Origin of the sequence: Faecalimonas umbilicata, from assembly GCF_042846195.1 — a bacterium.
In the GTDB taxonomy this organism is placed as follows: domain Bacteria; phylum Bacillota; class Clostridia; order Lachnospirales; family Lachnospiraceae; genus Faecalimonas; species Faecalimonas umbilicata.
The window spans coordinates 2,842,582-2,855,334 of record NZ_AP031411.1 but is presented as its reverse complement, the minus strand read 5'-3'; the positions used below and the strand labels follow the sequence as shown (position 1 = coordinate 2,855,334).

The 12,753-nt window shown below is 37.5% G+C and carries 17 protein-coding genes; 12 read left to right on the top strand and 5 right to left on the bottom strand.

Annotation, left to right across the window (positions count from 1 at the left end; translation table 11 throughout):
• Nucleotides 1-81: 81 nt before the first annotated feature.
• The 5 genes from ACGG81_RS13735 to ACGG81_RS13715 are packed head-to-tail and all read right to left on the bottom strand — an operon-like array spanning nucleotide 82 to nucleotide 3,516.
• On the bottom strand, nucleotides 82-495 hold the full coding sequence (locus tag ACGG81_RS13735; protein ID WP_009247024.1) for a dUTP diphosphatase: 414 nt from the start codon (nucleotides 493-495) through the stop codon (nucleotides 82-84).
• Nucleotides 485-1,264 carry an FAD-dependent thymidylate synthase gene (locus ACGG81_RS13730; RefSeq protein ID WP_009247023.1) on the bottom strand — a complete coding sequence of 260 codons (780 nt, stop codon included), beginning with the start codon at nucleotides 1,262-1,264 and terminating at the stop codon, nucleotides 485-487. The genes ACGG81_RS13735 and ACGG81_RS13730 overlap by 11 nt, the downstream gene beginning before the upstream one ends.
• Complete coding sequence (locus ACGG81_RS13725; RefSeq protein ID WP_004606466.1) at nucleotides 1,251-1,577, bottom strand: hypothetical protein; 327 nt, start codon at nucleotides 1,575-1,577, stop codon at nucleotides 1,251-1,253. The genes ACGG81_RS13730 and ACGG81_RS13725 overlap by 14 nt, the downstream gene beginning before the upstream one ends.
• Nucleotides 1,578-1,604: 27 nt before the next feature.
• Complete coding sequence (locus ACGG81_RS13720) at nucleotides 1,605-3,152, bottom strand: relaxase/mobilization nuclease domain-containing protein (RefSeq protein ID WP_390108853.1); 1,548 nt, start codon at nucleotides 3,150-3,152, stop codon at nucleotides 1,605-1,607.
• Nucleotides 3,124-3,516, bottom strand: a complete 393-nt coding sequence (locus tag ACGG81_RS13715; protein ID WP_016439442.1) for a plasmid mobilization protein — start codon at nucleotides 3,514-3,516, stop codon at nucleotides 3,124-3,126. Before ACGG81_RS13715 ends, ACGG81_RS13720 begins: the two co-directional genes overlap by 29 nt.
• 374 nt (nucleotides 3,517-3,890) lie before the next feature.
• Between ACGG81_RS13715 and ACGG81_RS13710 the strand changes: the two genes are divergently transcribed.
• The 12 genes from ACGG81_RS13710 (at nucleotide 3,891) to ACGG81_RS13655 (ending at nucleotide 12,413) form a co-directional block, all read left to right on the top strand.
• Nucleotides 3,891-4,301, top strand: coding sequence for a peptide deformylase (locus ACGG81_RS13710; RefSeq protein ID WP_009247020.1), 411 nt, complete (start codon nucleotides 3,891-3,893; stop codon nucleotides 4,299-4,301).
• Between the two features lie 30 nt (nucleotides 4,302-4,331).
• Complete coding sequence (locus tag ACGG81_RS13705; protein WP_009247019.1) at nucleotides 4,332-4,604, top strand: hypothetical protein; 273 nt, start codon at nucleotides 4,332-4,334, stop codon at nucleotides 4,602-4,604.
• Nucleotides 4,605-4,704: 100 nt separating this feature from the next.
• Entirely contained in the window at nucleotides 4,705-4,881 is a 177-nt protein-coding gene (locus tag ACGG81_RS13700) for a helix-turn-helix domain-containing protein (protein WP_009247018.1), read from the top strand.
• A gap of 100 nt (nucleotides 4,882-4,981) precedes the next feature.
• Complete coding sequence (locus ACGG81_RS13695) at nucleotides 4,982-5,941, top strand: helix-turn-helix domain-containing protein (RefSeq protein ID WP_009247017.1); 960 nt, start codon at nucleotides 4,982-4,984, stop codon at nucleotides 5,939-5,941.
• 1 nt (nucleotide 5,942) lies between these two features.
• Nucleotides 5,943-7,334 carry a tyrosine recombinase XerC gene (gene xerC / locus ACGG81_RS13690; protein ID WP_039925177.1) on the top strand — a complete coding sequence of 464 codons (1,392 nt, stop codon included), beginning with the start codon at nucleotides 5,943-5,945 and terminating at the stop codon, nucleotides 7,332-7,334.
• Entirely contained in the window at nucleotides 7,334-8,584 is a 1,251-nt protein-coding gene (locus tag ACGG81_RS13685) for a Fic family protein (RefSeq protein ID WP_008977276.1), read from the top strand. The genes xerC and ACGG81_RS13685 overlap by 1 nt, the downstream gene beginning before the upstream one ends.
• Nucleotides 8,585-8,707: 123 nt before the next feature.
• On the top strand, nucleotides 8,708-9,145 hold the full coding sequence (locus ACGG81_RS13680; RefSeq protein ID WP_008977275.1) for a DUF4869 domain-containing protein: 438 nt from the start codon (nucleotides 8,708-8,710) through the stop codon (nucleotides 9,143-9,145).
• Between the two features lie 15 nt (nucleotides 9,146-9,160).
• Entirely contained in the window at nucleotides 9,161-9,619 is a 459-nt protein-coding gene (locus tag ACGG81_RS13675) for a Fis family transcriptional regulator (protein WP_008977274.1), read from the top strand.
• A gap of 41 nt (nucleotides 9,620-9,660) precedes the next feature.
• Nucleotides 9,661-10,101, top strand: a complete 441-nt coding sequence (locus ACGG81_RS13670; protein WP_009247014.1) for a DUF4869 domain-containing protein — start codon at nucleotides 9,661-9,663, stop codon at nucleotides 10,099-10,101.
• A 927-nt stretch (nucleotides 10,102-11,028) separates the two neighbouring features.
• The gene (locus ACGG81_RS13665; RefSeq protein ID WP_390110404.1) at nucleotides 11,029-11,154 is read left to right on the top strand and encodes a ParB N-terminal domain-containing protein; all 126 of its coding nucleotides are present in this window, start codon (nucleotides 11,029-11,031) and stop codon (nucleotides 11,152-11,154) included.
• A 3-nt stretch (nucleotides 11,155-11,157) separates the two neighbouring features.
• A complete protein-coding gene (locus tag ACGG81_RS13660; RefSeq protein ID WP_270602088.1) occupies nucleotides 11,158-11,409 on the top strand; it encodes a hypothetical protein in 252 nt (83 codons plus the stop codon).
• A gap of 245 nt (nucleotides 11,410-11,654) precedes the next feature.
• Entirely contained in the window at nucleotides 11,655-12,413 is a 759-nt protein-coding gene (locus tag ACGG81_RS13655; RefSeq protein WP_390108846.1) for a MerR family transcriptional regulator, read from the top strand.
• Nucleotides 12,414-12,753 lie beyond the last annotated feature (340 nt).

Sequence of the window (12,753 nt, the reverse complement as noted above, 5' to 3'; positions counted from 1 at the left end):
TAGTTATTCCTTTCTGCAAGTTATTTTGAGTGTGTGAGGTGTCGAATCATAAATTATTCGGCACCTCTGGTTTTATGATCTTTATTCCCCGGTACTTCCAAAAGCCCCGATATCTCTTGCTTCTCCGAGATCCAGAACAAAGTCGGCGATTAGAACCGGAGTGATAACCAGTTGCCCTACACGGGTATCTTTGCGGAGTATTTGGGATTCTGAACTAACATTACTGATGATGGCATGAATTTCTCCTCGATATCCGGAATCAATAGGCGGAAGTTCGCAGACCAACCCTTTTGCTGCCATGCTGCTTCTTGGAAAAACATAACCGGCATATCCATCTGGAATCATGAGACCAAATCCTAATGGGATTCTTGCAATCTCTCCTGGTTTTAATGTGTAGTCATAAGGCATATATACATCGGCCCCGGCATCGTTTTCATGAGGTCGGAAAGGATAATGATCTTTCTCTAACCCAAAGTCGATCAATTTAATTTTCATAAACAGTTTCCCTCCCTTCTACGAGCAGAGGATAATCTGCTCTCATTATTTCTAATGGAGACCATTCTTTTGGGATAGGAATTCCACAGGACATAGCACCTTCTTCACAACATCCCCTCTGGCAGAAAGGACCGGTCAGCTTCGGTGAAAATAACACCGGATCAAATTCATATAATTTCTGCCAGATGTCCAACATTACAATTCTTGTTTCGTCGGTATTTCTCCTGCAGATTCGCTGACTGATCATATGTTTCCACTCATAAGGTGTAGCGCAGATAATCAGAATATTTCTTAAAGCATGAGGGAGGGCATATCCTGCAGAATCATGATGAAATCCCACAGAGCACAATTCCTGATAACATCTGAGATCCGATAAGCAGCTTTTCAGATAGAGATCAATGTATCTCTGTTCGGAAAAAAGGATTTCATATGGGATCGTAAATGCAGCTTTTTCTGAATAGTTGCTATATTGCAGAGATGCACTCATGAATTTTACTTCGTTTTGATGACGAGTAATCTGTGCAAGAAAACGTCTGCTTGCCCCCACAATCGCAACAGTGATCACCGTAAATTTCTGTACGGTTGGATGAGGAAGACTGGCAATCCGATCTACGGTTTTATCTGTAAAAGATTTCTGATAAAGAGCCATAAGATCATCCATGTTTTGAATGGAATGCCCCTGTTGGGTAAGCCTTGCTGCGAATACCATGTTCTGAGCTGCTTCTTGAATGGTATAACTATTTAAAATCTTTGTCTCAATGTGATCCATAGGCTTGTTCCTCCTTTATCAATGCTTTCAGTAGAATGAGATAGTTGATGCAGTCTGTGATCTTCTCATCCCATTGTTCTAAGTCAAATTGGAGCAGCGAAGAGTAACACATGTCATAGAGAGATACGACATGCTTCGACATCATTCCGGCCAGAGCAGCCTTAGGTGTGCATCCCTGTAATGAGGCAGCGATTTTAAACGCACTCAGGCGGTCAATGCGGTCTCCGGTGTATTCTTTCTTCTTGTGTGCCAGGACATCGGCACATTTTCGATATTGTTGTTCAAGGACAACATTAAATTCATTTTGTGTCATATTGTAATTCCTCCTTCGTAAAATGATTTATAATTCGGGTTCCTGTGTCTTTTGCTTTTTCGGAACCTGGTTGTGGAGAATTGCTTCCACATTTTTGTCTACGGTTCTTAAATCTTGTGTCAGATCCTTTAGAGATCGGATGGATGATTTTTGCTGGTCGATCTGTTCCTGCAAGCTGTTTTTTTGTTCCTTCAATGTTTTGATAGGAAGCATCTTTCCATCGGGATAAAAAGATTTCAGCCAGTCACGGGCTTCTTCATATGCCTGAATTTCAGTGGTGTGTTCCTTTCGGAATCTGCCTTTGTTTTTCGCCTTTAAAAATTCGGTATAGATTGCTTTCTGTGAAAAATATTGTCCGGTGTAATGGATCTGACGGTTGATGTTTTTCAAATCTGCATTCATTTTCATTAGCTGATCTGTTGCCTGATCTAACTGTTTTTGAGATTCGGAAAAGGCATTTTTTAATTCGATTTGGGTATTGTATCCATGTTCTTGCACATAGATAATGGTATTTGCCATTTCTTGAAGATTGGATATTTTTACCCGATGAGCATATCCGGGACTTTGCATTGCTTTCACATTTTTCTGAAGATCTACTACCAACCGTAAATGCGATCTGACATAAAGAATGGTTATCGGATCTTTTCGTAAGAAGAGCTGTTCTAAATGTTCTTTGCCGTATTGAGTTCCCAAAGCCTTCTCTGTAATCCGTTTGTTCCGATCCGGATGGAGATAACGATATCTTCCTCTTTCTTCAATGACGGAAATCTGATATTTTTCAAAAAGAAGAGATTGAAATTCTTGAAAGCTTTTAGAATGCGAGCTGCATTCTTCGATGGCATTTCGGAGTTCCTGCTTCTGCGTCTGAAACATTGTGGCATTTGGTTTCAATCCATCTGCAATGATTTTTTTGTTGGTCTCTTCTAATTTTTTCTGCCCGGATTTTTGGGCCATATATTCAGCCTGTGTGATCTTTGTTTCAGCCGGAGAGAGAAGATCAACCTGATGAAGTCCCTCCTGGATGCACATATCCATAATTTCCTTTTTGAAATAATTCAGGAATTTATTTGTGGATCGGTGTTTGTATCCGGCAATTTCTTCATGGGGCTTATCCATGTAACGTTGCCTTCTGACAGCTTCCTTACGGACGCTGTTGATCACAATATGCGTATGGATATTGCCGGAACCATTGTGACCATCGGTATGTGTCACGATAAGAGCCTGATATCCCGGAAATATTTTTTTGGCAAGGTCTAAAGATAGAGCCTGTGCTTTTTCTCCCGTCAGATCACATTCAATAGCATCAGCAGGATCATAACTGATGATATAGTGATGACTTTTGATTTCAGATGATTTTTTGTTTTTATGAAATTTCGCATTTGTCAGACTACACTCCTTGTCAAAAGACATCGGATCACAGTTGAGACCATCCATGTAGAACTCATCTCTTAAAAGACTTCGCCCCATTTCATCTTTTATCTTTTTTCCAGTGCTCTCATCATGTTGGAAAAGCAGATAATCAATGGCATTTGAATAGTTGGCATTTCTACTTTTGATGTGTTTTAGTATTGCCATGAAAATCACCTGCCATTTCTAACACTTTTTTTCGCAAGAGGAAGAGGTCGGAGATACATTGATGGATTTCATTTTCCATAGCCTGGGAATGAGTTCCACCGGTATTAAAATACTTGGCGATCTGGTTCAGATTGGAACCGATTTTACCGTATTGCCCGACCAGCTCCCGAAGTACTTTGATGTCTGCGACAACTTCATAATGAATTTGAATTGGTCTATTTAGGAACAATCTTCGTAGATATTCTGAACGAGAGATTCCCACAGAGCTTGCGGCCTGATTTAATATTTCCAATTCAATGTCTGTAAGTTTCAGACAGATTATGTTTCGATGCTTCAATTCCTTTGATTTTTCTTTTGGTGGCATACTCCTCCTTCCTTTCTAAACTGTGACATCGAATAGTGTTACAGTTCACTAATTTTTATCGGCTGTCCCTTCCGATAGAGAATTAGTGCAGTATCCATTTTTGTGGATACTGACTGCATCTTTGATGCAAAAGCGAGGGTATGGGGAAACGTAATCCCCATCAAGATACCTAACCCGGGGATAAGACCGTTCTCATAAAATGAGGATACGGTATTACCCGGGTGGATCTTGCTCTTGAAAGATTAACCCTCTCATATAACGAAAGGCTCAGGGCAGAAAATACAGGGTGAGATAGAAAAAAAGTAAAAAAACTGCTATACTACAATTCAGAACAAAGCAAAAAAAACGATTTTGAGAATAGAGGTATGAAGAAAATGGTAAAACCAATTATGAAAGATATATTTTTTCTGGGACAAAAATCTGAACCGGCAACAAAAGCCGATCTTCAAGTTGGAAAAGATTTAATGGATACGTTAGCTGCGAACCGTGAGGGATGTGTTGGAATGGCAGCGAATATGATCGGTGTGAAAAAAAGTGTCATTATTGTAAATATGGGATTCGTAGATGTGGTAATGTTTAATCCTGTATTGGTAAGAAAAGAATCACCTTATGAAACTGAAGAAGGATGCTTATCTCTTACAGGAGTGCGTAAGACAACGAGATATCAGATGATAGAAGTTGAATATCTGGATATGAATTGGAAGAAACAGAAATTGAAACTTGATGGTTGGACTGCACAGATTTGTCAGCATGAGCTGGATCATTTGGAGGGCATACTGATTTAAGCCGAGAGAAATTTACAGGAGTGATACTTTATGGGAACGGAAAGAACAGATGAATTATATAAGGTTTTACTTACCAAAGGATATCCGAAAGAACTTTGTGCAGAAATAGCCTATAAGAATCTGAATACAGATTATACAGCGACCAGGATGTTGGGATACTTGTATCGTTACACAGAGCCCAGATTGGAAGATGTGATAGATGAAATGATTGCAATCCTAAGTGACCGGGAAGAAATCATAAAGAAAAAAGAAATGGAGCAGTCGCAGGCTGTTATAAATGAGATTTATAGAAATGGATTATAAATTTTTTTAGTCACCCTGTAAAAATCCTCTTTTTCCTTTCGTTATATAGAAGGATCTTTTTCCTTCCTATATGTATGAAAGAAGAAAGAGGGTTTTTTATATGTCAGAAAAAAGATGTTATACCGTAAAAGAGATTCAGGAAATTTTAGATGTAAGCCGCCCGACAGTCTATGCATTATTAAAGAAAAAAGAGTTCCGATGGATCCAGTTGGATGGAGGAAAGTATAGAATTTCAAAAAAGAGTTTTGATGACTGGCTTGATAAACAGCCGGAGTAAAAAATCTGGGATGTTGGTTGAGAGAAAAAGTCGCAATCGACATCCTAATTTTTTATTTGAAAATGATGTATGATGCAGAAAAGAAAGGAGAGTTGATCAGATGAATCAAGTTGTTATAGAAGAAACTTCGTTTGAAGAAGTGCTTTCAGAAATAGAGGAGAACAGTAAATACAAACGACTTCCTCCAAAGGAAAAAACCTGGATGACAGTTCCAGAGATTGGAAATCTTTTGGGACTAAAGAAGACAGGCAGATACTGGCTGGTTCAGAAAAATTATTTTGAATGCAGAGAAATCGCAGGACAGATGCGAGTGAATATTGCGAGCTTTGAGAAATGGTATGCAAACCAGGTGAAGTATCATAAAGTGAACGGGGAAGAACCGGGGAAAAACCTAAAAAAATGGTCTTATTCCATATCAGAAGTTGCCAAGATGTTGGGGATTAGTGAAACTACGGTTTATGATCTGATTAGACGTGACGGTATAAAAACAGTTACTGTTGATTACTGGATCAGGATTCCGAAAAAATCTTTTCAGGAATGGTATGAGAAGCAATCGAAATATCGCACACAGAAAGACAGGGAAAAGGACAAGGAGCTGGAAGGAGCAACAATTACCATGCCAGAAATGGCAAGGCTTCTGGGAATTCCAAGACGTCAGGTATATGAGATTTTGAAGAATTCTAAATACAGCCATTTTTTTGAAACGATTGAAATTGCAGAGAAGAAAAGAATTACAAAAGAGAGCTTTCAGAAATTTTTAGATGGACAAGATCATTATAAATTGGATCCGGCCAACGATTATGAAGAGTTGTCAATGGAACAAAATTTTAGTTTGGCAAATTACAGGCGAAAGAAATTAGCCAAAACCGGAGATCGTAGTAAGAATGGAAATCTGAGTTATCTGACATTTGATGAGGCAGCGTTTCTTGCAAAGGTCAGTAGAGGGATGATTTACAAATGGATGGATGATGGGAAATTTTCAGCAGTGAAGATTGGAAACATATCCAGAGTAAAAAGAGATGAATTTGAAGCTTGGTTGGAAGAAAGGAAAGGGAATTAGCATGGCATCGATCAGAGAACGAAACGGAAAATTTAATGTGATCTATAACTATAAGGATGATTCCGGTAAACGGAGACAGAAGTGGGAAACATATGATACAAAAGCAGAAGCAAAGAAGCGAAAAAGAGAAATCGAATATAAACAGGAAATGGGCGCACTTGTTGTGAGAAAGTGCAATACATTGTCGGATCTGCTCACGGAATACGTTTCTTTGTATGGAAAAGAAAAATGGGCATTATCCACTTATGAAGGGAATGTAGGGCTGATCAGAAATTATATTGAGCCTATGGTTGGCTCTGTGAAACTTTCGGAGATTAACACCCGCTTTATGGAAAAATATTATCAGGGATTGCTACAGACAAAAGCAGTCGGAAATCCGGTGAAGGGGAATAAGAAAAATGAATTTGTTTCTGCGAGTACTGTCAGAGAAATCCACAAGCTGCTCCGTAATTGTTTTGAGCAGGCAATCAAATGGGAGATGATAGAAAAAAATCCGTGCACCTATGCAACGGTGCCGAAACATAAATCACAGAAACGGGAAATCTGGACAGCAGAAACCTTGATGTATGCAATGGATGTCTGTGAAGACGAACGGCTGAAGCTGGCAATCAATCTGTCATTTTCCTGTTCCCTACGATTAGGGGAAGTGCTTGGTTTGACCTGGGATTGTGTAGATATTTCTCCGGAAGCAATCGAAGAGAATCGTGCATACGTTTATATCAATAAAGAAACACAACGGGTAACAAAGGAAACTCTGAAAAATCTGGAAGGGAAAGATGTGTTGCTGGTATTTCCTTCGCAACATAAAACCAACAAAACTGTTCAGATTTTAAAAACACCAAAAACAGAAAGCAGTATCCGTAAGGTATTTCTTCCCAAAAGCGTTGCTAATATGTTGGTTGAGTGGAAAGCGGAGCAGGACGAAGTAAAAGAAGTCTTAGGTGAGGAATATATAGATTATAATTTGGTGATGGCAACGACATTTGGAAATCCCATTGGTACCGGAGCAATCCGGGGACAATTAAATAAACTGATCGAAGAATATAATCTTCCGCCGGTTGTCTTTCATAGTTTGAGACATAGCAGCGTGACATATAAATTAAAACTGAATGGCGGAGATATCAAAGCGGTTCAAGGGGATTCCGGGCATTCACAAGTGGATATGGTAACAGATGTGTATTCCCATATTATTGATGAGGATCGAAGACGAAATGCAGAATTATTCGAGGAAGCGTTCTATGAGAAGAAAAACCTGGATCCAAAGATGCGAGAGGAAACCACAACTCAGACAGTAGATGTGCCGGATGATGTGGATGCAGAGCTGCTTGCAAAAGTATTGGCAAATCCGGAAATGAAAGCACTATTGGCTTCGTTGGCAAAGGCGATGAAGTAATGAAAAATAGTGAAATTTTAGTGGAAAATTCGATGTGCAGAATTTTCAGCAAGTTAAAATATAAAACAGCAGTTTTTATCCAACTATTGAAAGTTTCATCCAAAATGGGGTATAATATGGACGAAAGAACAAAGGAATGGATGATAAACCTAAGGAAGGTAGGTGTAGAGGTGAGAAAGTTTGATTATATGAAATTAGCAGATAGATTGTGGGATGGAGAAGTCGTGTCATATATTGCAAAAATTCATGAATGTAAAGGGCGTCAGGAATTATTTACAAGGCAGAAGCCGGTTGAACTGGAGCGTTTGATAGAAATTGCACGTGTACAGAGTACAGAGGCATCAAATAAAATAGAAGGTATTGTTACAACAAGTACACGTATTAAACAGCTTATGAATGAGAAAACAACACCTAAATCACGAGATGAAAGTGAAATTGTTGGATATCGTGATGTACTTAATACCATTCATGAGAGTCATGATTTCATACCAATTAGAACAGCATATATTTTACAATTACATCGTGATTTGTTAAAACATGCAGGTCTTTCCTATGGAGGTCAATTTAAGAATACACAGAATTATATCAATGAGACAAAGGCTGATGGAACAGTAGTAACAAGATTTATTCCGTTGTCACCGTATGAAACGGAACAGGCAATAGAGGCAATTTGTGAAAGTTATAGAAGAACATTGGCAATGGAAACGGTTGATCCGTTGATTTTAATTCCAACATTTATTTCTGACTTCCTTTGTATCCATCCATTCAATGATGGAAACGGAAGAATGAGCAGATTACTGACTTTATTGCTTCTGTATCAAAATGGATATGAAGTTGGAAAGTATATCAGTATAGAGAAGCAGATTGAAAAAACCAAAGATGCGTATTACGATGTATTGGAACGAATTGATTATGGATGGCACGAGGAAGAGAATGATCCAACTCCTTTTATTAAGTATATGCTTCAGGTAATTCTCGCTTGTTACAAAGAATTTGAAGAGCGAGTTGGATTGATGTCAGAAAAAAATAGAAGTACGGTATATGATGTTGTTAAAAATTATGTAACTGAAAAAATAGGTAAATTTACTGGTGCGGAGGTTATCGCAGCATGCCCGATTGGTAGTCGATCAGCTGTTTTAAATGCATTGAATAAGCTTACAAAAGAAGAGATAATTGTAAAGTGCGGTTCAGGGAGGGGAACGTTCTATGTACGGAAAGATGCTATGGAAAATGAGAACCTTCCCCAATAGAGGTGATATTATTCATAATATGTTGGAATATGTTGATATTGCTGGAGAGTATGTTTAAATCAGGTAAATGCCCGAAAAGTCTTAATGAAAATCACAATATACGAAAAAAAGGAAGGGATTTTAATGCTGAATATTTATTATGGTGATATGAAAGAAGCTGTATATAATACATCGGCTTATTTTAAATATGATTATGAAGATAGTTGGATTGTAGATCCTTTTGTGAAAGAAATGATTCAAGATGTAGATAAGTCAACAGTTTTGGATAGTGGAGTAATAGATAGTCCGGTTTTAGGAAAGATTCCGCCAACCGGGTTATCCGGAGGAGTAAAAACGTTAATCCTTTTTAAGTTTAATAAAGATAAAATTTTCAACGTATCAACCTGTGGAGATAACTGTGCGAAATGGCTGCTTAAAATTGCAGAATCGGAAGACAGGACTGTAAATCTGAGGCATCTGATGGATTTCGGTAAGGAACCTTTTGAAATTCGTATTTTGAATACTAATGAAATTGTTCATTCTATGAAAGAACTGGTACCGATTGCAGGAGAATTTGTCTAATGGAGGGGTGGTACGATGAGAGGGAAACATAGAGTTATTGTATCAACAAAACGCTTAAAATATGATTTTGAAATTCGGAAAAATTTAACGATCATTCGCGGGGACAGCGCTACGGGAAAAACTACTCTTGTAGATATAATTCAGGAATATGTGAACAATCCAACAGGAAGTCCGGTAGATTTGACATGCGATAAGAAATGTTATGTGCTGGAAGGTGCTTTGTGGAAAGGACAACTGGCGGAGATTACGGACAGTATCGTATTTATTGATGAGGGAAATGATTTTATCAAGACTGAGGAGTTTGCTAGAGAAATTCAGAAAACAGATAATTATTATGTGATTGTAACGAGAGAATCCTTGCCAGCTTTACCATATAGTGTGGAAGAAATTTATGGGATCCGGACATCCGGGAAGTATGGAACATTGAAGCAAAGTTACCATGAATTATATCGGATATATGGGACAAATGAGTAGCTTGGAGAATATGCATGTACTATAAGTAGCAGGAGATCACTATGTTAAAAATATATTTAGGAAATATGGAGAATGCGATTTATCATCCTCCGACTTATTTCGATAATCGATATGAGGATGAATGGATTACAAACGAATTATCAATCAGAATAATTAAAGCTGTAGATAAGTCAGAAGTGATAAGTTCTCATCTGATACAAAGTCCAGTATTAGGAACGATTTCCACAAAAGAACTGTCAGGTTCTGTAAAGACATTGATGCTGATGGCATTTGACCAATCTGGAAAAGTGTTTAATGCGTCTGTATGTGGAGATGATTGTGCAAAATGGATTCTTTCTATAGGTAAATCAAAAGACTTGACAATAAATTTAAGACATATTATGGATTTTGGAGAAGAAGATTTTGAAATAGAAATTCTCAATACAGGTGATATTGTTCATAATATGTTGGAATATGTTGATATTGCAGGAGAGTATGTTTAGATCAGGTAAATGCCTGAAAAATATAACTTTACTAATGTTTTGGATGTCACTACAAGTAATATATCATGGGAGTTACATTTGAAAAGCGTGAATCTATTCATGACGGACAAACAGAAAGATGATATTTTTTCATCATTTATTACGGATGAAATTTCTGATTTTAATTCTAATGTATATTATACGAATCCGGATTACTTGCGATGTTCCTATTTAGAAGGAAAAATGTTGGCATAAAAAATTTACATTATCAGTAGTCAAAACACCGTAGACAACCAGTCTAAAGTACGGTATTATATATGTAGAAATCAATTCAATTTCATATTGTTTATCATTCTCGAATGCTTGAACGATGGTAGCCATATTTTTCATAATGGTGGTGACACGAAGGTATTCCCCAAGTATTAGCTGATGCAAATATTCTGCTAATAAACAGGTCTTATCTAAGGCATATATGTGGGGTACAGGAATTGACTTGATTTGACTCGGAAGTAGAAAAAAGCCGTGACTTTAAAGGGCTTATAATGATAGTTCTTGTCTGGAATTGACACTACCTATTCGCTCTCCTAAGCACTAGTTGTGGGTTCGATTCCCGCAGGAAACGTTTGGCTACAAAGGTTATTTTCAAGGTATTTTTGTATTTTTGAGCAATGAACTTTTGTTAGCAGAAGGACATGAAAATCATTGGAAACTGCCACCAAAAGGGTTTGGCACTCTGATACGCAAAAATTAGGTCTGTTAATTGGTGTAAAGTACAGTAAATGATGGAAATCGAAAGAAAGATGGATGAAAAATGAATCTGCCAACATCTGTTAGCAAAAATCAATATTTTATTGGTGGCATTGCCATCACAGATAGAACAGTTTATCTGGCGTAAATCTTGAAATGAAGATTTAGACCAGATAGGCTGTTTTTTCTTTATCTGGTTGGATCTTAACACCGATTTTTGTTTATCCAGCACTGGATGGCTATTATGAGGTCATATCTGGATATCAAAGAAAATATGCAGCGAAACAATTAGCATATTGTAAAGTCCCAGTAATCATTGCGTGTTGAAGGATGATGAAGCAGTCGTGTTATATGGTGGATTCCAAACGACTTCAATTCACTGCCGCTGTTGAAATCTCTTATTTAGACAAGATAATCCAAGGTTGGAGTTGTGAGTATATCCATGAATCTGAAAATGTAAATCAGAAGCAGATTTCACTCTTGCGTCAGGCAGTGATGGATGGTGAAATCAGTCAAAGTCAGATGATTGATATTTTAAATGGCAGTACCATCGGAAGACCAGTGCACAGATGGAACAGGTGATTGAGGAATTATTGAGCAAATGGAAGAACAGTCAATCTGAGCACAGAGAAGATTTTTAAAGGAAAGAAATATTAAGTAATGGAACTGTGAATAGAAACAGGAAGGGGAAATCGATATTAGCTGATTTCCCCTGTTGTTTTGAAAAAAACTTATTAAATTATGTATAATAAATATATGATGAAAAAAGCCCTTGACATTGACGTTGCGTTAACTGTTATGCTGAGTGTAATGAAAGGAGTGGGAAGATGGAATACAACATCAGAGAACTGGCTGATTTGGCAGGAATCAGTACAAGAACATTACGGTATTACGATGAAATTGATTTGTTAAAGCCTTGCAAGGTAAATGAGAATGGCATGCGTTTTTATGGAAAACAAGAAGTTGATCTACTTCAGCAGATTATGTTTTATAGAGAACATGATGTGAAATTAGATGTGATACAGCAAATCATTCATCAGCCCGATTTTGATGTGGAAGAAGCTTTGAAAGAACATCTGTCAGTTCTTTTAAAGAAGAAAGAACGGATTCTTGCTCTGATCAGAACAGTAGAACTTACATTGGATGATTGGAAAGGAGCATATCATATGAGCGATCAGATGAAATTTGAAGCATTTAAGGAAAGTTTGGTAGAAAAACATGAACAGAAATATGGAAAAGAAGCACGAGAAAAATATGGAGATGAATCTGTGGATGCATCTCACAAAAAAATTTTGAATATGACGGAGCAGGATTATGAACGTTTTCAAAATCTTGAAAAGGAAGTACTTCGCCAGTTAGAAGAAGCGGTAAAAGAAGGAGCAAAACCTGATAGCGAAACAGGTAAAAGAATCGTGATGCTTCATAAGGAGTGGTTGGGTTTTACCTGGAAGGAATATACAGCGCAGGCGCATAATGGATTAGTGCAGATGTATTTGGCAGATGATCGATTTTTGCAATATTATAATCGAAATGTGAATGGCTGTGCAGAATTTTTAGTTGCTGCAGTACAGTGTTGGGCTAAATAAAAATTAAAGTGACGTATAATTCTTACCTTTTAAATTAATCAAAACGCATAAGAATTCCAGTTTTGGTGTGAGTTTCTTATTACAGAAAGTCTCATCATAAAGCTTCAATTTCTGTAATGGATATCAGTATAATCTCGGTATCATCAATGCGAATATACCGGTGCAGTGGGTCAATGTATACTACTGTACCGGTTATTTTTGTACTCTTCAACAGGCAGGAAGCTTTCTGGATTCTTCTGGAAATAAGTCAGACGGATCCTGTCATGTAATTGAGCATGCGCAATTTAAAGTCAATTTCTTCTTTTGCTTCGTCTGAGAGTTCTAAGTAAGGAACGTAGAG